Here is a 26,389-nt window from a genome sequence, read left to right as displayed (position 1 = left end):
TCTTTTTGCCGACGAAGATGTTGAAAAGATGAACAGTAAAAACAAATTTGTATAAAATACCAAAACTTGGTATATTTGATTTTAGAAATTAAACTGTAAAATTATGGCTAAAAATACTTCGATTTTATTGGGCGATTATTTCGACAATTTTATCAATTCACAAATAAAAACAGGGAAATATTCCTCTGCAAGTGAAGTTGTGAGAGCTGCTTTACGAACGTTTGAATACGAAGAAATTAAGAAATCTGAATTAATTAAAGAACTTGAAAAAGGAGAAAAATCAGGATTTTCATTAGATTTTAATCGTGAAGATTTCAAAAAAAATCTGCATCAAAAATATTCTGCCGAATAATGAATTACAAAATCAGTAAACAAGCTGAAATTGATTTAGAAAACATTTGGCTCTATACTTTTGAAGAATGGTCGCTGGAACAAGCCGATTATTATTTTGATTTATTGATGGACGAAATTGAATATATTTCTGAAAATCCCAAATCTGGAAAAGATTACAACAGCGCGAGAAAAGGATATTTTCGCTCTAGAATTAAATCTCATTTTATTTTTTACAGAATCAATTTAAAGGAAGAAAAAATAGAAATTATCAGAATTCTTCATCAACAAATGGATATTGATTCGCATCTTTAATGATATTTAACCATAATTTTGGATGTAAATAATAGAGCTGTATTTACATTAAATGAAAAAAAATAGTTCAAATAATTTATAATAAACCTCATAGTTTCACAAATTATGGGGTTTTTCTTTCTTTAAAAATCAAACTTAAAATAATTAGAATTTATTATTTTTACTAAAACACAAATTCTATGAAATCTCCATTAGAAATACTCCAACAATATTTCGGTTACGACAATTTCCGCCTTGAACAAGCGAACGCTGTTGAAAATGTAATTTCGAAAAAAGACACGTTTGTTTTGATGCCCACTGGTGGTGGAAAATCTCTTTGTTATCAAGTTCCGGCGTTGGTCTTGGAAGGAACAGCCATCGTCATTTCTCCGTTGATTGCTTTGATGAAAGACCAAGTTGATGCTTTGCGTGTCAACGGAATTTCCGCTTCGTACATCAATTCTTCGATGTCTTCTTTTGAGCAAAATGAGACTTTAAAACAATTAAAAAATGGTCAGCTTAAACTTTTATATGTTGCGCCCGAAAAATTGAGTGCAGATAATGGTGCATTTTTAAAGTTGCTGAATGACGTCAATATTTCCCTGTTTGCGGTAGATGAAGCGCATTGTGTTTCACATTGGGGTCACGATTTCCGTCCGGATTATTTGTTTTTAAATGGTTTGAAAAGACAGTTTCCAAAAACACCAATTATCGCTTTGACAGCGAGTGCAGACGAAATTACGCGGAAAGACATCATCAAACAATTGAATCTCCAAGAGCCTTTGGTTTTGATTTCTTCGTTTGACAGAGCCAATATCAAATATTTCGTTCAGCCAAAACAATCCGTGCTTCAAAACATCATTCAATATCTCAATGAACATCCAAATGATTCGGGAATTATCTACTGTTTATCAAGGAAAGGAACGGAAGAAATGTCTAATAATCTGAGAGAAAATGGCATCAACTCAGCTTTTTATCACGCCGGACTTTCTTCAATGGAAAGAGCGAAAGTTCAGGAAGATTTTTTGAAGGACAAAACCCGCGTAATGGTTGCTACGATTGCTTTTGGAATGGGAATCGACAAGAGTAATGTCCGTTTTGTGATGCACGCAGATTTGCCCAAGAACATCGAAAGTTACTACCAAGAAACCGGAAGAGCTGGGAGAGATGGTTTGCCGAGTGAAGCGATTTTGTTTTATTCATTTGCTGATGTTATAAAACTAAGGAGATTTGCAATGATAGAAGGCAATGAAGAGCAATCTGACTTGATGTTGCAAAAGCTGAAACAAATGTCTGACTTTGCCGAAATGCAAAAATGCCGAAGACAATATTTAATGGAATATTTCGGCCAAAAGCACGATGGCAATTGCAATTCCTGCGATTTTTGTCTCAGCGATTTCGAAACTTTTGATGCAACCGTGGATGCCCAAAAATTATTGAGCGCAGTTTACAGATTGAAAGAACGTTACGGAAAAAATTTAATTATCGATTTTCTAAGAGGTTCAAAAAGTGTAAAAATCTCAGATTCAATGCGCAGTTTGCCGACTTACGGCGTTGGAAATAATCAAGATAAAAATTATTGGCAAAATCTTCTGAGACAATTAATCATCAATGGTTTTTTGAGTGAATCTGATAGCGAATTTTCTGTTTTAAAATTAAATGAAGAAAGCAATCAGGTTTTATTTAAAGGCAAAAAAGTAAGTCTGCGAAAAGTAAAAGAACAAGCCAAAGCCGTGACTGTCGCTGAAATTGAAACCCATTATTCCGCTCCAATTATTGAAGGAAACGAAGAATTATTTGCCGAACTCAGAACTTTAAGACGGGAAATTGCCGAACGCGAAAATGTTCCGCCTTATGTCATTTTTTCTGATGCAACTTTGATGGAGTTATCAGCTTATCTCCCAAATTCAAAAGAAGAACTGAATGAAATAAGCGGTTTCGGAGCTTTTAAAATCGAAAAATATGGGGAAATATTTCTTCCTGCAATTATTGAATTTTGTAAAAATCATAATTTGAGAAGTAAAATTTCAGAGAAAAAACCGAAAAAACAACGAGAACCAAAGAAAGCAACGAAGACTACATCGGGAACTTTTGCAACCACTTTTGAAATGTACAAACAGAATTTTAGCGTGGAAGAAATTGCAAAAATGAGAAGTTTGTCGGTTAATACGATTCAAAATCATTTAGCAAATTTTGTTGCAACTGGAAAAATTGAAGCCAGCGAATTAATGGATATGAGCAAAATAGAACCAATTATTGAAATTGCAGAAGCTCAAAAAATCCCATCTTTAAAAGCTATAAAAGATGAATTAGGAGACGGTTTTTCTTATTTTGAAATTCATATTGCGATTGCTTATCATAAATCTCAACAGTAAAAATCTTTAAAAATTCACAATGAGAAAAGAGGTTTTAAGGAATTCAAAAAAATCAAAAGCACGGAAATTTTTCTTCGCTTTTTTTGATTCTTAAAATTAACATTCGTTTATTTTTAAGATTAAAGAAAAAAGTAAATTAGCGTCCTCAATTTTAAATTATAATGAAGAAAATTTTACTACTTGCATTTGGATTAATTTTATCTCAATCCAATGCACAAACTCTACTTGAAGAAGGCTTTGAAGGCGCAACTTTTCCGCCAACTGGCTGGACAACTTTTATCGGAACAAATGGTTTAGGCACTTCCCAGAACTGGAAACTAGAAACCCAATTCGTAAACTCCGGGACAAAAGCGGCTTATGTTCAATATCAAAATGTAACCGGCGGTCTCGCAGAAGACTGGATGGTGACTTCGCAAATCGATTTGGCAACTGCTTCTCAGGCGGAACTTTCATTTTTTACCAGAAAATTAAATGCTAATCAAACTTCGAATAAAAGTACATATTACATCAAAGTTTCTACAACTTCACAAACCGATCGTAGCACTTTTACCGACGCTCAAGTTTGGACAGAGGAACAATTGACAGCAGTTTACAATGTCTATGAAAAAAAGATTGTGGACTTAAGCGCGTTTGCAGGACAAAAAGTTTATATCGCTTTTGTAATGACCAATGACAATGGGAATTCTTGGTTTGTGGATGATGTAAAATTATCTGGACAATCATCGGAAACTCCTGCGGCCACTTTGCCTTATCAATACGGCTTTGAAGCGGAAGATGGCTGGAAAACAGAAAATCTGGGTAGCGGAAATACATGGACTGTTGAAGAAACTAATTCTTTTTACGCCGCTTCTGAAGGCACAAAAAATGCCCGTTACAGATTTAGCTCAAGCAATGCTGCAAATTCGTGGTATGTTTCCAGAGGAATCCTGTTGACGAAAGATTTACCAATAACTATCAAATTTGATTATAGAACTGGAGGTTTCAATGGCATCGAAAAACTGAAAGTAGCGATCGGAAAAAATAAAAATGCGGCGAATCTTACCAATATCATTTGGGATAATAATGGACAATCCAACATCACGAATACAGCTTGGGAAACTGGAATCATCGAGTTTACACCAACAGAAGATGGCGTTCATTATTTAGGTTTTAATGCCTATTCTGATGCGAATCAGATGTATGTTTTCATTGATAATGTTAGAGTTGACGAAGCAATGTTAGCTGTAAATCAAACTAAAAAAGAAAACCTTAGCATCTATCCAAATCCTGTGAAAGATGTTTTGAACTTGAAGAATGATTCTGAAATTTCAAAAATTTCTGTTTATAGTTTAGACGGAAAATTGATCCGCGACAAAAAAGTCAACAGCAAAGAAACGACAATCAATCTTTCGGGGATTTCTTCTGGAAGCTACATCGGCATTATCGAATCTGCAAACGGAAACAAACAAACTGTGAAATTGATTAAGAAATAAACTTCACATCAATAAAAATAAAAAACGTCAGAATTTTCTGGCGTTTTTTTTTATGGCAATTTCGCAACAAGAAATTCTGGTGACAATTTCAAAATCCAATAGATGATTTTCCATTTCCAATTTGGAACGATGGTGAAAGAATTTCCCGCATTTACAATATATTTTGCCACATAATCAGGTTCCATTAATAATGATTTGTTTAAATCCAGACCTGCATTGATTTTAGTATTAATGTAACCGCTAACCAAAACATTAACCGTAATTTTCCTTGAATTAAGTTCTTGTCGAAGACCCGCTAAATATTGAGTAAACGCAGATTTTGTACTTCCATAAACGAAATTACTTTTCCGACCACGAACGCCGGAAAGTGAAGAAAGCCCGATGATTCTTTCAAGATTTTTATTACTAATATCAGTTGCAATAATATTTAAAATAGAAACTGCACCAACATAATTCGTCTTTATCATTTCAAAAGTGCCTTCGAAATTTTTTAAAGCCTCTTGATTTTCTACTAAAAATCCGGCTGAATAAACAACAATATTTGGTTTGATGGATAATTCATCATAAAACTTTTGATGAGAATTAAAATCTGTCGCATCAAAATATTTGATTTCAATTTTTGATTGATTTAATTGATTTTCATTAATGAAATTCTCCAAAGAAGTAAGATTTCTTGAAGATGCGATGATGGAAAATCCTTTCGCTAAATATTGCAAAATACATTGTTTTGCCACATCGGAATTGGCACCAAGAATCAGAACAGTTTTATTGGAATTCATATGGTAAAAATAGAGATTAGAAGTCAGATTTTACATATCAGTACATTTTAAAATCCGTAAATTTGTTGTTATTAAAGAAAACAGAGAAATTAGAAAATATAGTTGGTCTAAAATCTAACCTCTAATTTCTCACATCTAACTTCTATTTATGTTTAATGTTTTAGGAAACTTTTTAACGCTTTCTTCGTTCGGAGAAAGTCACGGGGAAGCATACGGCGGAATTATCACCAATTTTCCCGCCGGTCTGGAAATCGATATTGAGAAAGTTCAATTGGAACTTGAGCGTAGAAAGCCCGGACAATCCGCTATTGTCACACAAAGAAAAGAAGGTGACAAAGTTCGATTTTTATCAGGTATTTTTGATGGAAAATCTACCGGAACGCCCATCGGATTTATTGTTGAAAATGAAAACCAACGTTCCAAAGATTACGACCACATCGCTCAGGCTTATCGTCCAAGTCACGCCGATTATACTTATGACCAAAAATACGGCATCCGAGATTATCGTGGTGGCGGAAAATCTTCTGCGCGTGAAACTTTGAATTGGGTTGTTGCTGGCGCATTAGCAAAACAACTTCTTCCCGAGATTGAAATCAATGCTTACGTTTCTTCGGTTGGCGAAATATTCTGTGAGAAACCTTATCAAGCTTTGGATTTTTCTAAAACTGAAAGCAATATCGTTCGTTGTCCAGATGAAGAAACTGCCGATAAAATGATTGAAAGAATCAAAGAAATCAAGAAAGAAGGCAACACGATTGGCGGAACTGTGACTTGTGTCATCAAAAATGTTCCGGTTGGATTGGGCGAACCGATTTTCAATAAACTTCACGCCGAATTGGGAAAAGCAATGCTAAACATCAATGCCTGCAAAGGTTTTGAATATGGAAGCGGATTTTGTGGTGCAAAAATGACGGGAAGCGAACACAACGACCTATTCAATCAAGATGGAACAACAAAAAGTAATCTTTCTGGCGGAATCCAAGGTGGAATTTCGAATGGAATGGATATTTATTTCCGTGCGGCTTTCAAACCAGTTGCTACGATTCTTCGTCCGCAGGAAAGCATCAACAAAGATGGCGAATCTGTGACTGTGGAAGGCAAAGGAAGACACGATCCTTGTGTGGTTCCAAGAGCTGTTCCGATTGTGGAAAGTCTTGCCTCGTTTGTTTTGGCAGATATGTATTTAATTAATAAAACCAGAAAACTATAATGAACATCAAATCATTTTGGGACAACGCTGTTTCTTACACCGAATATCTCCGTGATGCTGGAGAAAGATTAGGAAATCCAAAAGACACGCAAGAAGCAGAATACGCTGAATATTACCGATTAGGAATCCAAAGAATGAACAGAATGTCGGAAAAATATCTTCCAAACTCTGAGCAGGTGGCGACTTTGGCTAATAAGAATTTCAATGGGAAAATATTGATTATTTCTGAATCTTGGTGTGGTGATGCAAGTCAAGTGATTCCGGTTGTTGTGAAGTTTTTTGAACAATTTGAAATCAGAATTTCTTATCGTGATCAGGAACCAAGTTTGATTGATGGTTATTTGGTGAATGGTGGAAAATCGATTCCGATTGTAATTTTCCTTGATGAAAACTTCAACGAGATTGCGCATTGGGGACCGAGACCACAACACGGAACTGAACTTTTGGAAAAGCATAAAGCAAATCCAGAGGAATTCACGAAAGATCAATTTTATGTTGAATTGCAGACTTATTATGCTAAAAATAGAGGTTTCGATACCATAGAGGAACTTCTAAACTTGTTGTAAATCTTCTATTGAAGGATAATCCTGCGTAAGGGATAGAAACGGATATCCTTCTGCTTGCCTTGCCAGGCAAGGAGAAGATAGTAGTGGATAGCCCGACCCGAGCGATGGCCTTGGTATTGGCGAGGGATACGCCCAAATTTTTAAAGTATTTAGTTATGGAATTTTTGAAAAAGAATTGGATATATGTTGTGTTAATTGTGGTTTTATCCGCATTTGCTATGATAAAACCGCTTCGGGATTTTGTCTCGGAACAGATGGCAATGAGCCCGACTGTGGAGAAAATCAACAATGAAACGATGCTTTCTGACGATGTTTTGAACATCGATTTGAAAGGCATAAATACGACGAGTACGAATCTGAAAAACCTGCGCGGGAAAGTGTTGTTGCTCAATTTCTGGGGAACTTGGTGTCCGCCTTGCAGAACGGAGTGGCCGACAATCCAGAAGCTTTACGATTTAAAAAAAGGCAAGGTGGAATTTGCGCTGATTGCGATGCAGGACAAGGAGGAAGATGTGAAAAAATTCTTGAAAGAAAACAATTACACGGTTCCGGTTTATATTGCGGAAAGTCCTTTGGATCCGAAGATTTTGCCTTCGGCATTTCCTACAACTTATTTGATTGGGAAAGATGGGAGAATCCTGAAAAAAGAAGATAGCTCGATGGATTGGAGCAAGGATTCGATTTTGGAGTTTATTGATAATGTAACGAAGTAGCAGGTGGCGATTGGCTATTGGCTATTGGCTTTTTGCTCTGAAAGTATAAATAAAAAAAAGGCTCGGAATTCAATAATTTCGAGCCTTTTTTTTATTTGATAAACTTAATTATTTCTTTTTAACCTCTCCGAAAGTTTCGGGGAATCTTGCTGCTGTAAAGTCTTTTGAAATTGCTGCTTTTTCGAATTTCAATTTTCCGCTAAGTGTTTCTAGGATTACGCCATCTTCTGTAATAGAAAATATAGTCCCGTGCATTCCAGAAGTTGTTACCACTTTTGCACCTGGTTTCAAAGCTTCTTGGAAGTTCTTTTCCTGCTTTTGTTTTTTCATCTGCGGACGGATCATTAGAAAATAAAATCCAACAACCATCAATCCAATCATTACCAAAGTAGGAGTCATCGATTGTTGTGGCGCAGCGGCTTGTAAAAATATTGTTAACATAGATTTTGTTTTAAGGAAGTACGTTTGCTGAGAAAGTCAATTTAACTGGTGCTTTTTCTACGTTTACGAAAACGTCTGCCGCTTTGTGCACGGTTCCGTCAAAGTTGGTAGAATCGAAATGCAAAGTGATTTTCCCTTTTTTTCCCGGCAAGATAGGCTCTTTTGTGTAATCTGGAACTGTACATCCACAACCTGGTTTTACATTGGAAATAATCAAAGGATTGGTTCCTGTGTTTGTTACTTCGTAGATATGCTCAACTTTTTCACCTTTTTTGATGTCTCCAAAAGAATGATCTGTCTCGCTAAAAGCGATTGTCGTCAAAGGTTTGCTTTGCGCTTCTTTTACCAAAGCGGCATCGTCCGGATTTACGGCTTCCTGAGTAGCAAGAGAATCTGAAATTGCACTCGCTTGAGCATAATCTAAGCCTTGAGTTTGGTCAACTTTGTTCTCTTCTTTTTTGTTACAAGAAAAAGCAAGCGTGCAAAGTGCAGCAACTGCTAATATTTTGATTGATTTCATTTTTATATATTTTATTTGAAATTATACTCGGTTCGTATCTTTGGTATATTTGTCCAAAACGCCATTGATGAAGATATGAGATTTCTCGGTTCCATACACTTTTGAAATGTCGATATATTCGTTAATGATAATTCGGGAAGCTGTCAGCGGGAAGTTATCCAATTCTGTGATGGCAGCAATCAGAACTATTCTGTCGATAAGAGAAATTCTGTCTAGCTCCCAGTTTACAAGACGTTCCTGCAATTTTTTCTCAGATTGTTCCCAATTATTAAGAGCAGATCTCAAAAGTTTTCTTGCAAAATCCTCGTCTTCGTCATCCTTCAGCATTTTGATAAGAGTGTGAGAAGCTTCATCCTCCTTCATAAAACCAATCGTTTTCTGAATCATCGAATTGGCAATGTGAAAATCATCTGCCCAAGACATTTCTTTCTCCTCGAATCTATCGTGCAAATCTGTGTTTTCTGCCACATATCTTAGGAATAGTTTTCCGATGAATTTCTGATCGTCTACAAAAGAGATTTCCTCATCCTGCATATAATCCTGATAGCGCTTTCCGGCTTTGATGCGTTGAAAGGTTTTTACCAAAATCTCATCATTACGATCCCAAAGCAGATATTTATTCTTGTCTGTGAAACTTCTTCTTTCTTCGTTGTTTTCTAACTGAATCAGAATTTGATTTCTTACGAATTTTTGATTTGGATTTTCGTTTTCATCCGTTTTGATGTACTTATTTTTACCAATTTCGATTTGATCTTCCGTCAGAGATTTGAGACCAACCATAAAGTTGATAGTGTAGATGTACAGATTATAAATTTTGTTGATTTGAGAAAACAAATTTTTCTCAACCATTTCAAACCTGATTGGGTTTTGATAATAAGAATAGAGCGATTCTACAACTTTTTCACGGATTTGTCGTCTTCCCAGCATTTCAAAGAACTTTTTTTATGGGTGCAAAGATAGGGAAAATGTAGCAAAGTCTTAATCTAATTGATTAACAATGTTCTACAAAAGCTCAGAATCTTCTCTTTCGGAATCAATTTTCTCCAGCTGTTTCAGATTCACAGAAAGCCTGTTTAGCAAAATCCCATAAGCCAATTTGTAATAAAGTAAAATTAGGAGAATGCAAATCAGCAAACTGAAGACTACCCCGGTAATCAATCCCCAGAAAGTCGGATTATCTATATGGACATTTTGGCTCTTCACCGTAAAGACAATAAAGCTTATAAAACTTCCAATGAAAAGAACCAACAAAAATATATTGCTGAAAATGAAAAGATTAACCGTTTTCTTAAAAGTAAAAATATGCTGTATAAATTTTTTAAGATTAGATTCTACTTTGATTCTATTATAATTTCTGTAGAAAATCACTACAAAAATACCCGTTATGATCAAACTTAAAATCTTCATCCAATAGTAGATCCGATCCAGCGAAAACTCGATTTCGTTTTGATCCCTGATTTGAAGTCTATTCAGAATACTCGTAAAATCTGTATGGAAATCTTTCGAAAACAAAGCCAAAAAATTCACAAGCCCAAAAATGATAAATTCGGCCACACTGATCCACAGAATATATTTCACATAGTTTCTGGACTTTCTATTAAGCATAGATTCGATTTCGCTTTGATTGTAGTCTTCCGCAATCTCTTGCTCCTGCCACGTTTTCTTTAGCGAATCGATATCAAAATCGTCTGAGTTAGGCATGCTTTATCATTAATTCTTTTAATACTTTCTTTAGTCTGTTCATTTTCACACGGGCATTCACCTCTGTGATACCCAGCGTTTCAGCAATTTCTTTATAAGGCTCATCGTCCAGATACATCATTACGATCGCTCTTTCCACATCTGGTAGAAGTTTGATGACCTTGTAAAGTAAAGAGATTTGCTGCTGTTTTTCATCATTATCTTCAAGATAATCTTTGCTGTGGAAATCCTGAAGTTCGTCGGTCTGTGGTTGCCTCGTTTTCTTTCGGAATAATGTAATTGCTGTGTTAAGTGCCACACGATACATCCACGTTGAAATTTTAGAATTACCTTGGAATGAGTCGTAAGATTTCCAAAGTTGTAACACAATCTCCTGAAAAAGATCTTCTTGATCCTCCAAAGAATGGGTATAAAGGCGTGAGACTTTGATGATAAGTCCTTGGTTATCCTTTATTAATTTAGAAAAAGCTTTCTGTTTGTTCTCCATTCCGGAAACGAAGATAAGGATTTTACGAAATTAATTTAAAATTATCTCGTCAATTATTTGGGCATCTTATCCGGCTCTCACTACTCGCTATCCTGAAAAGCCAAACGCTCATTCCAAGCTATTTTCAGGATGAGCTCAAACATGCCGTTCCATCCGGGATGCGCTTCGCAAGAAAGAACATTTGCATTCCATTAGAAACTCAAACAATAATTTGTACTTTTGCAGCTCAGAGAAGCGTGACTTGTTGATCCAGATTATTTTGGGTAGGAAAGTCCGGACACCATAGGGCAGCATAGCGGATAACATCCGTCACTTGCGAGAGTAGGACAAGTGCAACAGAAAGCAAGTACAGTTCGGCTGTAGTGAAACCAGGTAAACTCTATGCGGTGCAATGCTAAGTATATCATCAGTTAAGTTCGGCTCGGGCATTGATGAGGGGTAAGCAGCAAAAGTTTTGCAGCAATGTAAAACGCAGATAAATAACAAGTCTCGACAGAATCCGGCTTACAGCGCTTCTCTTTTTCTCAAGATTACAATGCTAATGTTTCTTTTCTGTACATTCTCCTTTACCGGACTTAACAATGTTCATTTTCTTCCATTTTGCTACAGTATTTCTGCTTAGTTTAAAACGCAATGCCAGCTGTATATTATTCAATTTGTTTTTCTTCTGATACTCTAGAATTTCAATGATATCAGACGGATTGTAAGAGCGGTGTTTCTGGTTGAAACGTGCTGTTTCCGCATCGGGTACTCCAAATATTTCTTTATTCAATTGTATAACGTCCAAGACTGAGATTTTCTCTTTCATTAATATAGACTCGCATCTCATTTTCTTTTCAGGATATTTTTTATTCAGAATATCTGTATAGATTCGTTTGTAATCTGGTTGTAGAGTTCCCATATTTTCTAATTTTTTTGGATAATCGGTTCACTTTATACTCCGGAATTTGCCCTTCGTAGAAAAATATATTACTCACTTTCCTCCAAAGAACATACTCTGTTATAACAATATCTACAACCCTATCTCTCTCAAAAATAAATGCAATTTCATCTTGAAATATCAAAAATCTATAATTGGTGTAAAACCATATATGTTTGTTAGAATACTTGTTGGGTGAGCCTAAATCTTCAAGCAATTGCTCTTTAGACTCATTGAGATACATTTTTACCAGCAATGCTAATTTTTGTATTTGCTTATCCATTTATAGAGGGTGGTTTTTGGAATTTTATATTCTTCTACAATCTGTAATTTTGTTTTGTTCCCTGTCGTGATCTCTTCCAGAATAAAATCTATAACTTCCTTCGTGTAGATGTTTTTTCTAAATTGGGGTAGTGGAGACTTTTCAAGGTTTTTTATCTTTTGAGAAGCAGATTGTGGTGCGAACAAAATCAAATGTTGTGTATAGAGTCTGAAAAAGTCATACTCAAGAAGTTTGCTCCATCTTAGGAGTAGCTCTGTGTCAAGGCTTTTGCATTCATACATCTTTTGAACCTCTTCTTCGGAGCAATTCAAAAAGTTACAAATTCTGTCGATTTCTATATCGCATTCTTCAACCCTCTTCTCCAGTAGTTTACCAATATGGATGTTTTTAAAACTCATCTTTGTATATATTATCTATGAATATCAAGGCTCAATCTTAACATTTTTGAACTAAAATCTCCGGTGAGAGGCTGACACGAAAAACAGCACCCCATGCAGAGAGAGAAAACTTAGAAACTCTACATCTAAGTCTTTTATATATGTGTTTTTTGTTCAATCTATAGCAGGATGATAGTACTCGCAAAACTTCCTATCTGGAGTAAGATAGCTGAAGATTTTAAGTATTAACAATTTCATAAAATGAAAAACGGCTATTGTTAGGTTAGTATATTATTAAAAAATCTCCGATGGGATTACACAAATGAAACTAAGCATCCCAATCGGAGCAAAATAGTTTTGTGACCTTTTTAAAATCTAGCCTTCAAACTATTTATGAGTGGTTATTTTTTTAGATTAGTAATTTTACTATTGTTTATTTTAAAAACTCCGGCAGGATGGTTTAATCTCCAAAAAAAACATCCCAACCGAAGATAAAATAGTCAGAACATATGGGAATATCTAAAGACTAACTATTTTTAGGATATTAGTTTTATTTCAAAAAAACTCCGGAAGAACATTACAGATAACTTGGGAGAAAAAAGAACTCCCGGAGTAAAAAACAACTTTTAACTAAAGAAAAAACTTTAATTGTAAGTAATATTGAGGTTATTAGTTTTTTTTAAATGATTGAAGTTTATCAGATTTTAATTTTCTGGCGTTGTTACGGATTGACTTTTTCAGCATTATTTCTTTGGTCTCCAAAATGTCCATTTCTGTCCGTTGAAAACTATCAAGCGATGCTCATCCGCTGTAAGTCCTCTCAAGAATGCCAGCATACCAGGAGAAGGATTTTTAATTGCTTTATAATCATCTACAATGGGGAGAACCATTGCTTTGTCTGCAGACTCCAAGACCAAGATACCATCTGCAGTAGAAGTCGCTGCTCCTATGATTGCTTTTGCATTGGTGTTATCCGCCAATGGCGCTGTCTGTGCTGGTTTTACCACGCTTTCTACAGCGGAGGAAAACCCGGATTGAATGCTGAGGTCTCGCCAGCCAACATTTTGGTTTTTGACTTTTATCTTATATTCGGCGTTAGCAGAAACATCAAAAATGATAGCACCACCTGTGGCTGTTGCAGTACCTTCGGCAGGTAAGGTTTCTATATAGGGCAATACAATTCCTTTATCTTTTGTATCTCCAAACTCCACCAAAACAGAAGTACTGCTAAGAGAAGTTGCATCTGACTTTCCTATTCTTACCTGAGAAAAGGTTGTGATGGAGACACTTATTAGTACCATTGAAAATATCTTGTTCATCTTTTTTATAAATTTTAAATTAATGATTGGTCTATCTGGAAATCTACTTACCTGGAGGTGGCGGACAGCCTTGTGTTGTGAAACATTTCCATCCTTCTCCCACGCCAGAACCGGTGTAGATTTTCAAACAACCTTTGCCAGCGTCTTCATCTGTATCAAAAACCATCATCCCGACTACAGGAATTGCAATTGTAGTTTCCGGGCTGGTAGTTCTGGTTACCACAAAACCTTTGGTCTTAGCCTCTAGTGCTGTGTATGCAGAATTTCTAAGCATTGGCCAGTTACCATTTTCTGCGCCCGCTCTTCCTAGTGCAGAGATGCCGTGATTTACTGGAACTATTGCACTCACATCTTCGGGAGATTCATAACAAAGACAATCATTCACTAACGCATTTATAGAATTACCAACTGTTTGTCCTGTGGTGTTGCTGTAGCCTGTAGGCAATGGTAAAATTTGTGGCAATCCTATGTTGCTTCCGCTTGCACTAACACAAGCTGAGCTTGCGCATAAGTTTTGGTTTACTGTGCTGGTTCCTCCGGTTACAGTTCCGCCAGCGGTTACAAGCTGATATTCCGTTATGCTTGCACCTCCTTCTAAGGCATCTGAGCAGCCGTCATTATCAGAATCTAAGTCTAGGTAATCTGGGGTGCCGTCCAAATCCGTATCTCTGTCTGTACAGCCTTCTAATATAACTTCCATCGCATCATCTCCTAATCCTTCTGCACCAATACCCGTTGTAGAGAAAACTACAGTTGTAAAAGAGGAGCCATCTGTTTTTTTGATTTCTACTGTTCCCGCGGCAGTACCATAACTTGCTGGCAATCCTGATGCTGGAGTTGCTTCACCACCCGGGCTTACAATTCCTATATCTACATAAGGTTCTCTGTAGAATTTATCTGCTGTAACAATAAATTGCGGATTACCAGCCAACTTTGTCATCATAAAATTCAGTGATATCATAGTAAACTCTGTTGAGTTAGTGTAGCGTGTACTAACACCTGGATTTATGGTACCATTTCCTCCTAGGCGGTCTATATTAAACAATAACTTGTTAATAGGTGATGGAAAAACGATGGTAATTGTTCTTTTTCCTGCATCATAACTAGCAGCAGTGTCAGCATCTTCTTGGTTAATATCCCAAAACTGGTCAAACTGTAAGGATGGACTACCAGCGATCCCCGGAGTGTACCAAAAGTTAGTAGGGTTAAACGTATGATTTGCAAAACTTATGGCACTTGTATTATTTGCTGCTCCTAATACTTGCGGAGCAGAAGTAAACTTAATACCTGGTACAGTAGCCGTAGAGGTTACTGTGACAGATGCAGAACCACCGGCTGATGTAGTCCAAGTTGTGGTTTTTGTAGGAATGGAGCATCGCCCTTCGTTGGTATCCAGAATTCCATCATTGTCACTATCCAGGTCGCAAGCATCACTAATACCATCTCCATCTGAATCTGGATTGGTTGCTGTAATCGCACAAGGGCTTGGACAACTATTTACCAATGCATTTTGAGAATCGCCAACAGTTTGCCCTGTATTGTTACTATATCCTGAAGATAATGGAGAGAGCTGTGGCAAACCTATGTTGCTTCCGCTGGTACTTACACAGGTTGAGCTTGCACACAAGTTCTGATTTACAGCTGTACTTCCTCCATTTACAGTTCCGCCAGCTGTTACCAGTTGAGATTCTGTAATACTTGCACCACCTTCCATAGCATCGGAACAGCCGTCTGCGTCGGAATCTAAGTCTAAACGATTTGGTACGCCATCCATATCCGCATCACACTCCAAATACATCATTACGGCATAGGTAGGTTCAGCAAATGCTGTAGTGGTAGAGAATCCAAAAGATTTAGCTCCAAAATTCATATTGGCATATCTCCAGTTTCCATACTCTTGGTAAGAGGTATCGGTATTAAGGTCATTCAGTGTTTTTTGTGTTGGTGTATCCACAATGCTCCATTGACCTGCAACAGGTGTTTGGTTTTCCAATCCAGGTAATGTGATAGGGATTACCGGTGTGCTGTCATAAATATGGATTGTCTTGCTGTCATTACCATAATACTCTGTATTTTGGGCCATCAGAACAAATGCACTCATAGTCCCCGTAACATTCCAAACAGAAGGTTGCTCGCCATTCTTTGTCCACCAGGCATCTGCTGTTGGATGTACAGAAGCGTTTTTGATTGAAATGATTACGGCACCCGAATTGGCTGGATATCCAAATTTTGAACTTAAATCTTTGGTGACGTTCTGATGTTTTACATTTAAAGCTAAGCCAAAATCTGAAGGTGCAATATTTTTCAATGCGCCTCCTGAGTAGGCATTTGCCAAATCGGTAATTGTATTGCTACATTCTGCCGTATCCAAAATACCATCATTATCATCATCCACATCATCCCAGTCCGGGATGCCATCGCCATCACTATCCAAACAATCATTTTTAGCAAAAGACTGAGATTGTCCTACGCTTTGTCCTGTACCTACAATTGTTGGGACTCCCATCGTTGTAGCTGTATTGCCTACAGTATTGCCAAGGTTTTGGTTGGATGCTGTAGAGCCAGTACCTACAATTACGGTTCCTGTAGCAGTGGTAAGTTGAGAAGCAGTGATATTTGCACCGCCTTCGATAGCGTCTAAACAACCATCGTTGTCAGAATCCAAATCGAGATAATCCGGGATACCGTCTCCATCTGTATCTTTAGCAACACATCCGCTTAAGAAATAATATTCTGGTGTCATACTTGCACCACTAACTGCAGACCTATCAAAATATTCAAAATCTATTCTGGAGATTTCAATTGGTATCTTGAAATCAATGTAATTCGCAGGATCAAATGAATTACTTACACCACCCGCATCACTTGTAGCTTCAATAGTTAAGCTGTATCCTGTACCAGTGGTGGCATTTATACCTGAACCTTTATAAGTTACATAAGGTAATAGGTTGGTTATCAAAGCTCCCGTTTTGTCATACACATACAGTCTCACTTTTTCCAGATTATCCATATCGGCTACTCTAAAAGCATAATTTATGAAGTTTTTTGAGTAATCGATTCGCACTTTTGAAGGATAAGAGGGTTCAAATCCGTTGTAGCCTCCAAAAGTAATCGGCCTAACAGATCCTGATACTTCTGTATAAGTGGCTATAGTTTCACCATAAGATTCACTGGCAACTGGATTGGGGTTCACTCCTATAGAAATAGAAGATAAACACGTTTGCTCATCGATGTCCAAAATCCCATCATTGTCATCATCTAAGTCACAAGCATTATCCACTCCATCATTATCAGAGTCCATACCCGATATTGTAGCTGGAGACATAGTAACTGAAGCTGATGCACTTGATGTACAAGTTCCCGAAGTGACTGTAAAAGTATGTACTCCGGCTGGCAAATTGTTCAATGTAGTAGTTGAGCCTGTGCCGTTAAAAGTCACTCCACCAAGGCTGTCTGTGATAATCCAGTCACCATCTGGCAGGTCAGATAATTGTACACTACTCACTGGAGCAGTACATGATTGTTGCACCACAATTCCTATAGTTGGAGCCAATACACTAGCTGCTACAACAAATGATTGATTAAAAGTGCGACCACAAGTATCTGTTGCTCGCATTTGGTATGTCGCTCCAACTGTTAATCCACTGAATGAGCCTGTTGGCTGTGTTGGTTGTACAACTGTAGTACCAGATGCATCATACAAGGTATAAGTATATGGGGCTGTTCCTCCAATAGCAACACCAGTGGTTGTTCCATTACAGGTTGCAATAGAAGAAAAACTTAAAGGTGCTAATGGAGAAATAACTATGGTTTCTTCATAAATAAAACCACCAGGCAAACGAGGCATATTTGGCATCCCAATATAATCAACGATTTCATTATGGTTATCATATTTAACTCCACCAAAACGTACTTTGTAAGTGCCAGGCGCTAAACCATTAAAATTAACACCACTTGAATTGATTTGTAAATCCGATGCAATAATTGCGTTTGAAGAATTAAACAAAACTATCCTAACATCATCATAAGCACCTAAAGGTGATATATAATAATTTAAATTAACAGTACCATTATTTTGAGAGCAATAATCTAAAGTCTTTATCATACTCATTTGCGGCGAGCATGCTGCAGTAATTGTTGCATTTGTAGTACTGGTATGTCCGCAAGCGTCGGTATAGGTAACATTATAAGTTCCAGGAGGCAACAATCCTTGTTTAAAAGGGTCATTAAATGCTGGCAATTGATATGTATCGAATGTATTAACTGTATTTGTAACTGCTGTTATAGGATAAACAATATTTGTAGTAACCGGATTAAGTCCTAAGGCACTTGTCCAAGTAGCTGGACCGCTGTTTATAGTAAAGGTAAGCGGTGGAACCAATATATCTGCATCGGAAACATTCACTCTTAAAGTACCTGCATTATCTAAAAAAGTACTTAGATTTCCGCCACTTCCAAACTTTAAACAAGAAGCTGGTTGCACAGTAGCAAATGGCGGCTGAGCATAATTTATAACTTCTGTATCTACTAAACCACAAGCATCGGTATAGGTTATAGTATAAGAAGTATTATATTTTAATTTACTAAAAATTAAAGTTTCTGTACTTCCTATATTCTCATAAGTTACATTGCCGTTAAAAGTAGGAATAAGGTTTCCTTCAATATTGTAGGCTGGCAAACCACCTACCGTTTCTACAATTGTTGCTGTTATAAGATTAGTTCCTAATTGTCTTTTTCTAAAAAGATTATACCCATAAACACACTGGTTTGTTGCCGAATTCACATTCTGGATCCCGACTCCACCGCCACCAGGTTTCATTTTAAATGGACCTGTTGGTGGAGAAATTATTTTATTTACGACTGGTGTTGAACATAGATTACCAGATAAACTTACGGTAATATCAGCACCATTAAAAAAGGAATGTGGAATATCTACACTCGCCCAATTAGTACCATATCCAATTCCTGGAATTCTTGTGGAATTTATTGGTAATAATATTGTAGCTCCCAAATTGTTAGTAATAGTAAATGTAAAAGTTTCACCGTTACCAATTAAATCATCATAAGAAAATCTGTAGGTATAAGTATCTCCACAAGTTGTTACTGTTTTTTTATCAACTAATAAATAGCTACCCGTCCAATTAATGGTTTTAACTGGAGTAACAGGTATAGTAACAGCTTTGTCGGCACTTGTATTCCCACACTGGTCAATTATATCGACAACATAATTTCCTGCCGGAAGTCCAGTTATGTCAAAGGATGTGGCATTGCCCGGTATCGGGTGTGTGGAAACCATCGTTCCTCCAATTGCTGTTAATATCCTGGCAGAATAATATCTATTTACATTATTACCTGCATTACTGGTTATCGCGCCAATTCTAATAAAACCGTCTGTCCCTCCATTACAGACAGGTTTCCAACCGACAGCTGTATAAGAATCACCCGGGCGAACACCTGTATTCGTACATTGTGCATGAATATATATACTAAATATTGTTAGCAATAAAGCTATAAAGAGTGATTTTTTTTTCATCATAATCATTTTTTTTGTGTTTTTAAGTTTTTACAATAGATTCAATCAATAAAAAAAGACAGAAACTACCTATGATGGAAATTAAAAAGACTTAGAGTAAACATATCTTATTCTATTGCTGTAAAGCCAAAAACTGGAAAACATTGACTACAATCAAGAAAGTTTGTATGGCCAATATGCAGAAGTCCGCTTTTGATCCCAATTCGTACTTTTCTTGATGCATCTTATCTTCTGCTGACACTGCAATTTGTTTGTTTTTATTATTGTTTTGTGTGTTTTATTTTAACGTGGTGGCATTACACTCGTGCGGATGTGTGCCCATCACTCGAGCGAGCTTGATACTATCATTGGGACGAGTGTATATGCTCCATTATTCTATGCTATCAAATAACCGTCAATGGTTTATCAAACACTGCAGTTCTTGGTTCTTTTAGTGTAGTGGTTCCACCAGAGTATTGTGTTACTACTTCCAATGTGTATGTAGATGGAGAGAGTTGAGGAATGATAACGATGAGTTCCGATGGATTATTGATAACAACATCGCTAGCTTCTACCTGTCTTCGCGTTTGTGTAGTGGTATCAATAAAGAAAATACCATTAGCAGGATTATCTCCTGCAATTTTTATCTTGTTTCCGGAGATTCTCAGATTGCGCTTAGGTGTCAGCACGTCATTGATGGTTCCGCTTTTCACATCTTTTACTTGCAAAATCACAGCTGAAGCATCTGCTACTCCCAGAATACTAATCTCTATGTTAGGAATCTCGGACCTAAGCTTTTCTCCTTGATTAAATTGAAAAAGGATATTGTGCTTATTGGAACTGAAGGTTTCCGTAGGACTGTCAAACACGCCACGTATTTGGGTAGATGCGGTAAAATATCCCGTATTGATAGAATAACCGTCACAGAGCTGGTATGCCATCTCTTTCAGAAATAGCTCCGTAGCGTGCTCCATAGCAGCAGATGATACATCTGCACCGCCACGGTTTACCGCTGCTTCACAGATTTGTTTTACTGATAAGGAACGTTCACTTACGGTGCGTGCTATGTAATCATTAGGATTATCTTTTGTTAAAAGATTCTCATAAAGATAAGCTTTGATTTTGTGTAGGATGTTTGCCATTTGTGTATATGTTTAGTACATTATTAATTAAGAAAGGCTCCAGTAGATGTAACAAAAACACTTATTGAAAAAATATGCTACTGGAGCACAGATAAATTAAAAAGATAATTTATCTGAGAATAAAAAAAATACTAGGAATATTAAAAATTGTTAAAATTCATAAGTGTTTTTTATCATTTATGTTTCTGCCTATTACTATTTCTTTATAATTTTAGTCTGCCTTTTGCCTCCATTGGTCTGGATGATGTAAGTACCTGGTGTGTAGGCAGACATATCTATTTTTGCATTGGTGGAGTTTATGTTTACAGAATTAAGAAGTTTCCCATCTATATTATATATGGTTACATCCTGTATCTTTTCTTTGCTTTGTAAATTCAGTGTATTGATAACAGGATTTGGATAGAAACTAATATTTCTACTGTCTGTATCCTCTACTGCCAATACTTCCTCTGGAGCCAACTTTACTACCCAATAGTCATAGCTCCCGTGATTACCCGAGCCTGTAGCATCTCCATCTTTGGAATCACTAATAGCCGCAAAAACGAAACCTCCGTCTGCAGTTTGTTGAACAGCGTTTGGCATATCGGCATCTATCCCACCATAAGATTTTTTCCAAAGAATATTTCCTGTTGGATTAAGTTTTACAAGCCACGCATCAAAACTGCCATGATTATCAGTTACATCGCCTGTATTGGGAGAGTATGTTTCTCCAGCTACAACATAACCACCATCTGTAGTTTGCCAAACAGAATAGGCGTGGTCTTCCAGGGTTCCTCCCAATGATTTTTGCCATTCGATATTACCACTTGGGTTTAGTTTTACCACCCAATAATCTGTATTACCTTTATTCTGAGTTACATCTCCATCATTACCAGACCAAGTGTACCCAACAACAATGTATCCACCTTCAGCAATTTGTTTAACAGAAGTCGCTATATCCTGACCTGTACCGCCTAGTGATTTTTGCCATTGGAGATTGCCCAAGGGATCTAGCTTTACAACCCAGTAATCACTGCGATCACCGCCTTGATAAGAGCCGTGGTTACCAGTTACATCACCATCATTTGACATAGAACGTCCTGCTGCGACGCAACCGCCATCCGTAGTTGCGCTGATGGAAAAAGCAACATCAGTATCACTACCACCTAAGGTCTTTTGCCAAACAAGATTACCTGAGGTATCTAATTTTACAATCCAGAAATCCGTACCTCCGTGATTACCTGCCACAAACCCATCGTTAGAATTGGTATATCCTCCAATGATGTAACCTCCATCTGTGGATTGACAAATTGAATTTGCGGTATCTACACTACTCCCTCCAAAAAGCTTTTCCCAAATGATATTCCCAGATTGGTTTAATTTTACAACCCAATAATCTCTACCACCAGCTGGAGAATATGAATAACCACTCGCAACATAATTTCCATCTGTATCTTGCAAAATAGAACTGATAGTATCATAGCTACTTCCTCCTAGAGTTTTTTGCCATTCCACAATTCCTGATGTATTTAATTTTACAACCCAGCCATCATTGGAGCCGTGGTTGCCAACTACATCCCCATTTGTTGAGTTAGTATCTCCTGCAACAATGTAACCTCCGTCTGCAGTCTGTTTTATGTCGTAGGCAAAATCTTCCTTACTGCCGCCAAAAGACTTTTGCCATTCGATAACTGGTGCAGTTTGGGCTTGATAGCTGTTAATAGCTAACACAAAACCAGAAAGAACTAATATTTTTTTTATCATAATTAATAATTTTAGACTGCTGAAAAGTCATATTCTATTGATAAAGTAAATTGAATCTTCAAAGCCTTTCTTAGTTGAAATATTGAAGAAAGGATTTGAAATATTCAAGGTTTTTATTTTTTGATGATTCGGAATGTCTCAATCTGCCCGTCTTCCAAAGTGGCAGAGAAGATGTACACTCCTGAAACCAATGAAGACACACTCATCTGCCCGTTTGTTATTTTATCTGTTACTAAAACTAATTGTCCCGAAGTGTTGTAAACAGATACATTTTTGACTTTTTTGTCAGAAGTAATATTCAATACATCATTTATCGGATTAGGATAGTATGAAAAATTGGAAGATTTAATGTCTGTAATACCCATCGTCGGGGCATCTTCACAAGTTCCTGAAACCTCAAACAGAGAATACGCAGCAGGTAAAGAACTATAATTCCAAGCACTTGAACCATTCTTGAGGGCAGTTTTGGAACCACCTGTATTGGTAGAAACTGTTCCAAAATATACTTTGGAACCTGTGCCAACTGGCTGTAACCAATAAGTTCCTTCGGTTAAAACAACAGGAGATGGTAGATTTGCTACCACTTCATACACAGGATATCCATAATAAGTTTCGACTTGTGTCATTGATGTAGGAGTCATTGCACTTACCGTGCTTTCAACTGCTCCGGGAAGTCCGGCATTATCTTTATAAAAATTGAATGCTATCGTATTTAGGTTACCACCAAGGTGGACCGTTTTGATTTTCACTTGGTTAATAGTCATTTTTTTACCCGCTGCTACTACAAAATCATCAGCAACTTGGAGCGTACCTGTAATGTCATTTCCATCTTCTAATACGATGCTTGCATCTCCTTGTGAGCAGCTGGTTTCGGTTTTAATATAATCATCCAAGTAAGCCATCCATCCGTTTCCGAATATTGGAGAACCAACCCAGCCTCCCAAGTATTTTCCGTTTGGTGAAACCGCATATGCTGTTCCCAGCAGCCCATCAGCAGTATCTATGTTAATTTCTTTTTCTGCCAATATATCCTTTACCAAAATTAGTTTGTCTCCCAATGATGGATGATAAACCACTGCATCACGTACTGGACTTCCCCAATCGTCTAAATACTGCACATATCCTACCGCTAGTCCATTTTCTGAAACACTTACTAAATCTGCATTCTTATATCCGGGAAGTGGCTCTAATTCCTTGTATGTTCCAGTACTCATATTATAAACAAAAGCGTTAAGCTGGTAATTACCTACAATAATTCCAGAATCGCTTATGTCGTGAGCACCTGACGCTGCTGAAATTGTTCCAACATCATTTGGATTAATAATGAAATGAATCTGCTTGTCTGGCGTAATATATACAGGAATTCTTCTTGTACTTCCAAACTTTTGATCATCCGCCCACCCCGCAATAATACCCTCATTATTTACAGAATACGCAGTGATTGCTACATAAGCATCATCAAATATTTCCTTCATCTCGTGTGTTACTGTATCGTAATAAAAACTCCCGAATGTACAGCAGCCTTTTGACATTTGACCCACTACATATTTTCCGTTGTTTGACATTTTATAAGTGGTAAATGAAGAATCAGAAGGATTTGAATCCGGCAACCAGCCCACAGGATTCCATACGCCATCTTTTTTGTATGCAGGCTGAAAAATGTAATTTTCTTCGTCATAAAACATAGCTCCTGCCACATTGCCATCATTGGTTATGGATGCCATCTGTATTGCTTCCTGCTCTATAGGAGTCCAGGAATTAGTGGGTAAATTGTAATATTTACTAGAGGTGATTGCTGTTCCAGAATCGTTCACATCTGTGAGATTAGTTGCAAAATCTGTGAATAGCCTGAACTGCATTTGCGCGACCATAGTCGAAGATAATGAAATGCCAATGCATAAAAATGTCGATTTTAAGAAAGGATAATGATTCTTCATATTAAATTTATTTTAGTGATTAGATTATTATTTTTCATTTCAAGGGAATTGCTTAAGCATAAGTGAGGATATGCTGGGTTCAATTGATAAGAAGAATTACCTAGAAATATCATCTCAGTAATTGTCTGCATAGATGTTGAAAGAATCGGACTTGCAATATCTGTTATCTTAACATTTGTAAGAGAAAGGTCTTCGAAACATAAAGGAACTATGGAAAGTAGTTGACTAGGAGGAATTAGAAATACAAGCATCTGTATTTATAACATCAATAAATGTAGAATTTGTTTTTTCTCCACTTATAATATCTAGGGTTGCGATAGGAATTATTGTGTTAATCCCAACCTGCGAGAAAATTAAAATGTTGCAACCTACAAAGAATATAGAGCAGCAGTTTTTTTCCATAATTCATTTCTGTTTATGGAGGCAAAACTATTGTACCCTACTACAAAGTATGGAATATATGAACTGGCAATTTATGACAAAACCTGTCAGAATCTGACAGGCTTCACTATTACTTTGATTATAAGCGTTTTAAATTTCTAAATTTTCATCAACCAAGTATAGATATTCTCAGAATTACCAATACTAAGTTTCTTTCTTATTCTATATTTTCTACTTTCCACAGAGGTTATGGACGTTTTTTTGAAAGTTGCGATCTGCTTTGTATCAAAATTGAGTTTCATTAAAGCGCAATATTCCAAATCTGAAAGTGTCAGTTGAGGAGAGATTTTCAAAAGGTTTTGATTAAATGAAGGAAATAGTTCAGAAAATTTCAGATTGAAAGAAGGGTCATTATTTCGGGCAAGTTCTATAATATGACTTAATTCTTGTGGATTGGTGCTTTCTTGTTGTTTTTCTGGTAGGTCAAGCCTGTCATCTATATCCTCAGAAATTTGCGGAATACTTTCTTCAACTGGAACAACTATTTTTTTTCTTTGGATGAAAAAGAAAATGGCTACTATTGCCAGAAATGCCAGACTAAGGATTATAATGAATAGATTTGAATTTTCTTTATCGTTGATTTCCGTTTTCGCTGGTTTGATAACGTTTTCTATACTCCTTTTTTCTATTATAGATAGGCTATCTTCTATTTTCTCAGCCTTATCGAGATGAATTGCCTGATTTTTATAATCCTTAAGAGCCTTATAAGATTCTGCAATCCCCGAATAACTTTCCGTAAGTTCGGAAGGTAGGATTTTATACTCATTTCCTAGCAATAAAGATTTATTAAAATATTCTATTGCTTTAGTGTAATTCTCTTTTTTATTTTCTATTTTACCTTTCAGAATATAAAGCGCAATATAGTCTGGATTCTTTGCTACATCTTTTGTTAACTCTTCATACCAAGCGATGTATTGTTCAGCTTCAGGAATTTTATTTTGATTAAAAAGTACAGATGCCAGAGCTTTAGCATTCTTAGCAATATGCATATTTTTTCTCGGAAAACTGGCACTAATGTTTTTAGACTCAACATAGGCTTTGTAATAATAAAATTGAATAGAGTCATACTTATTTTTCGAAATATTCTCTATCTTAATAATATCACCGATCTTTTTAAAAGCTGTGGACTTTGCAAAATGTTTTCTATCCTTTTCTACAATGTTATCAGCAATGACCAACGCTTTACGGATACTTTGGTTCGCCATCTCATAATACCCCAATTCCAAATAGTTCGCACATTGTAATCTCAGCAAATCCGACCAAGTTATGTAATTACTACTTTTTTCAGCCAGAATTAGACCTTCTGATATTTTGCTCAGTCCTTCTTCATAATTTTGCTCATTTGTATATATTTCAGCCATTTTTACAAGCGCTCTCAATTCACCCTTTTCATAATTTATACTTTTAGACTGATAATACACTTCAGTACACAAACGAAGCATTTCTTTTGATCCTTTGGATAAATAAGCATTCTTATCAGTTGCCACGGTCCATAAGCTATCAATAGTTTTTTGTTGTTTAGCTGTATTTTGTGAACAGCAAATATTGCTACATAAAATGAATATGAATATCAGAAGAAGGTTGATTTTCATTGAATTGTGATTTTAAACTAAATTACATAAACATTCTCAATTTTAACCATTTCAACTTCAAAATATTTTAATTTATACCAATAAAAAACAAAGATAATTTTAGCTATTTCTAGGACTTTCCTTGTTGAGAGTATATACCAAAAAAAAAACGCTCATCAAGTGAATGATGAGCGTTTAAAAAAACTGGCGGCGACCTACTCTCCCGCTTTCGCAGTACCATCGGCGCTAGAGGGCTT

Annotated in this window: 22 protein-coding genes and 1 other RNA gene; 8 read left to right on the top strand and 15 right to left on the bottom strand. The window is 36.5% G+C overall.

Annotated elements, in window-relative coordinates:
* Positions 1-103 precede the first annotated feature (103 nt).
* The 4 genes from B0I22_RS12105 to B0I22_RS12090 all read left to right on the top strand — a co-directional run bounded on the left by B0I22_RS12105 (position 104) and on the right by B0I22_RS12090 (position 4,471).
* Entirely contained in the window at positions 104-352 is a 249-nt protein-coding gene (locus tag B0I22_RS12105) for a type II toxin-antitoxin system ParD family antitoxin (protein WP_133945241.1), read from the top strand.
* A complete protein-coding gene (locus tag B0I22_RS12100; protein WP_133945239.1) occupies positions 352-645 on the top strand; it encodes a type II toxin-antitoxin system RelE/ParE family toxin in 294 nt (97 codons plus the stop codon). Before B0I22_RS12105 ends, B0I22_RS12100 begins: the two co-directional genes overlap by 1 nt.
* A gap of 179 nt (positions 646-824) precedes the next feature.
* Positions 825-2,999: a DNA helicase RecQ gene (gene recQ, locus B0I22_RS12095; protein WP_133945237.1), complete on the top strand. Its 2,175-nt coding sequence runs from the start codon at positions 825-827 to the stop codon at positions 2,997-2,999.
* A gap of 161 nt (positions 3,000-3,160) precedes the next feature.
* Positions 3,161-4,471 carry a T9SS-dependent choice-of-anchor J family protein gene (locus B0I22_RS12090; RefSeq protein ID WP_133945235.1) on the top strand — a complete coding sequence of 437 codons (1,311 nt, stop codon included), beginning with the start codon at positions 3,161-3,163 and terminating at the stop codon, positions 4,469-4,471.
* Between the two features lie 50 nt (positions 4,472-4,521).
* Here the strand turns inward: B0I22_RS12090 and B0I22_RS12085 are convergent, their stop codons facing one another.
* Positions 4,522-5,250, bottom strand: a complete 729-nt coding sequence (locus B0I22_RS12085) for an SDR family NAD(P)-dependent oxidoreductase (protein ID WP_133945233.1) — start codon at positions 5,248-5,250, stop codon at positions 4,522-4,524.
* 148 nt (positions 5,251-5,398) lie between these two features.
* Between B0I22_RS12085 and aroC the strand changes: the two genes are divergently transcribed.
* From aroC to B0I22_RS12070, 3 genes are all read left to right on the top strand, one after another.
* A complete protein-coding gene (aroC, locus tag B0I22_RS12080) occupies positions 5,399-6,460 on the top strand; it encodes a chorismate synthase (RefSeq protein WP_133945231.1) in 1,062 nt (353 codons plus the stop codon).
* Positions 6,460-7,026 carry a thioredoxin family protein gene (locus tag B0I22_RS12075; protein ID WP_133945230.1) on the top strand — a complete coding sequence of 189 codons (567 nt, stop codon included), beginning with the start codon at positions 6,460-6,462 and terminating at the stop codon, positions 7,024-7,026. Before aroC ends, B0I22_RS12075 begins: the two co-directional genes overlap by 1 nt.
* A 155-nt stretch (positions 7,027-7,181) precedes the next feature.
* On the top strand, positions 7,182-7,739 hold the full coding sequence (locus tag B0I22_RS12070; RefSeq protein ID WP_342772857.1) for a TlpA family protein disulfide reductase: 558 nt from the start codon (positions 7,182-7,184) through the stop codon (positions 7,737-7,739).
* A gap of 108 nt (positions 7,740-7,847) precedes the next feature.
* On the opposite strand, the gene yajC is transcribed toward B0I22_RS12070, so the two are convergent.
* The 5 genes from yajC to B0I22_RS12045 form a co-directional block, all read right to left on the bottom strand.
* Positions 7,848-8,180: a preprotein translocase subunit YajC gene (gene yajC / locus B0I22_RS12065; RefSeq protein WP_133945228.1), complete on the bottom strand. Its 333-nt coding sequence runs from the start codon at positions 8,178-8,180 to the stop codon at positions 7,848-7,850.
* A gap of 10 nt (positions 8,181-8,190) precedes the next feature.
* Complete coding sequence (locus B0I22_RS12060; RefSeq protein ID WP_133945226.1) at positions 8,191-8,700, bottom strand: DUF1573 domain-containing protein; 510 nt, start codon at positions 8,698-8,700, stop codon at positions 8,191-8,193.
* 21 nt (positions 8,701-8,721) lie between these two features.
* Positions 8,722-9,627, bottom strand: coding sequence for a transcription antitermination factor NusB (nusB, locus tag B0I22_RS12055; protein WP_133945224.1), 906 nt, complete (start codon positions 9,625-9,627; stop codon positions 8,722-8,724).
* 75 nt (positions 9,628-9,702) lie between these two features.
* On the bottom strand, positions 9,703-10,401 hold the full coding sequence (locus B0I22_RS12050) for a beta-carotene 15,15'-monooxygenase (RefSeq protein WP_133945222.1): 699 nt from the start codon (positions 10,399-10,401) through the stop codon (positions 9,703-9,705).
* A complete protein-coding gene (locus B0I22_RS12045; protein WP_133945220.1) occupies positions 10,394-10,888 on the bottom strand; it encodes an RNA polymerase sigma factor in 495 nt (164 codons plus the stop codon). The genes B0I22_RS12050 and B0I22_RS12045 overlap by 8 nt, the downstream gene beginning before the upstream one ends.
* Before the next feature lie 228 nt (positions 10,889-11,116).
* On the opposite strand from B0I22_RS12045, the gene rnpB reads away from it, so the two are divergent.
* An RNA gene (gene rnpB, locus B0I22_RS12040) (RNase P RNA component class A) lies at positions 11,117-11,411 on the top strand.
* Positions 11,412-11,426: 15 nt separating this feature from the next.
* Here the strand turns inward: rnpB and B0I22_RS12035 are convergent.
* The 9 genes from B0I22_RS12035 to B0I22_RS11995 all read right to left on the bottom strand — a co-directional run bounded on the left by B0I22_RS12035 (position 11,427) and on the right by B0I22_RS11995 (position 26,153).
* Entirely contained in the window at positions 11,427-11,789 is a 363-nt protein-coding gene (locus B0I22_RS12035; protein WP_133945218.1) for a helix-turn-helix domain-containing protein, read from the bottom strand.
* Positions 11,737-12,090, bottom strand: coding sequence for a hypothetical protein (locus B0I22_RS12030; protein WP_133945216.1), 354 nt, complete (start codon positions 12,088-12,090; stop codon positions 11,737-11,739). The genes B0I22_RS12035 and B0I22_RS12030 overlap by 53 nt, the downstream gene beginning before the upstream one ends.
* Positions 12,066-12,488, bottom strand: a complete 423-nt coding sequence (locus B0I22_RS12025; RefSeq protein ID WP_133945214.1) for a transposase — start codon at positions 12,486-12,488, stop codon at positions 12,066-12,068. Before B0I22_RS12025 ends, B0I22_RS12030 begins: the two co-directional genes overlap by 25 nt.
* Positions 12,489-13,210: 722 nt before the next feature.
* Positions 13,211-13,786 carry a hypothetical protein gene (locus B0I22_RS12020; protein WP_133945212.1) on the bottom strand — a complete coding sequence of 192 codons (576 nt, stop codon included), beginning with the start codon at positions 13,784-13,786 and terminating at the stop codon, positions 13,211-13,213.
* Positions 13,787-13,829: 43 nt separating this feature from the next.
* A complete protein-coding gene (locus B0I22_RS12015) occupies positions 13,830-17,642 on the bottom strand; it encodes a thrombospondin type 3 repeat-containing protein (protein ID WP_166668232.1) in 3,813 nt (1,270 codons plus the stop codon).
* A gap of 2,060 nt (positions 17,643-19,702) precedes the next feature.
* On the bottom strand, positions 19,703-20,440 hold the full coding sequence (locus B0I22_RS12010) for a DNA-binding domain-containing protein (RefSeq protein WP_133945208.1): 738 nt from the start codon (positions 20,438-20,440) through the stop codon (positions 19,703-19,705).
* 195 nt (positions 20,441-20,635) lie between these two features.
* Positions 20,636-22,183 (bottom strand): T9SS type A sorting domain-containing protein, encoded by a 1,548-nt coding sequence (locus B0I22_RS12005; RefSeq protein ID WP_133945206.1) that lies wholly within the window; start codon positions 22,181-22,183, stop codon positions 20,636-20,638.
* A gap of 113 nt (positions 22,184-22,296) precedes the next feature.
* Positions 22,297-24,120, bottom strand: coding sequence for a T9SS type A sorting domain-containing protein (locus tag B0I22_RS12000; RefSeq protein WP_133945204.1), 1,824 nt, complete (start codon positions 24,118-24,120; stop codon positions 22,297-22,299).
* A gap of 539 nt (positions 24,121-24,659) precedes the next feature.
* Positions 24,660-26,153, bottom strand: a complete 1,494-nt coding sequence (locus tag B0I22_RS11995; protein ID WP_133945202.1) for a tetratricopeptide repeat protein — start codon at positions 26,151-26,153, stop codon at positions 24,660-24,662.
* Positions 26,154-26,389 lie beyond the last annotated feature (236 nt).

Source organism: Epilithonimonas xixisoli, assembly GCF_004365655.1.
In the GTDB taxonomy this organism is placed as follows: Bacteria; Bacteroidota; Bacteroidia; order Flavobacteriales; family Weeksellaceae; genus Epilithonimonas; species Epilithonimonas xixisoli.
Note: the sequence above shows the minus strand (reverse complement) of the source record. Positions and strands in the feature narration are given on the sequence as shown.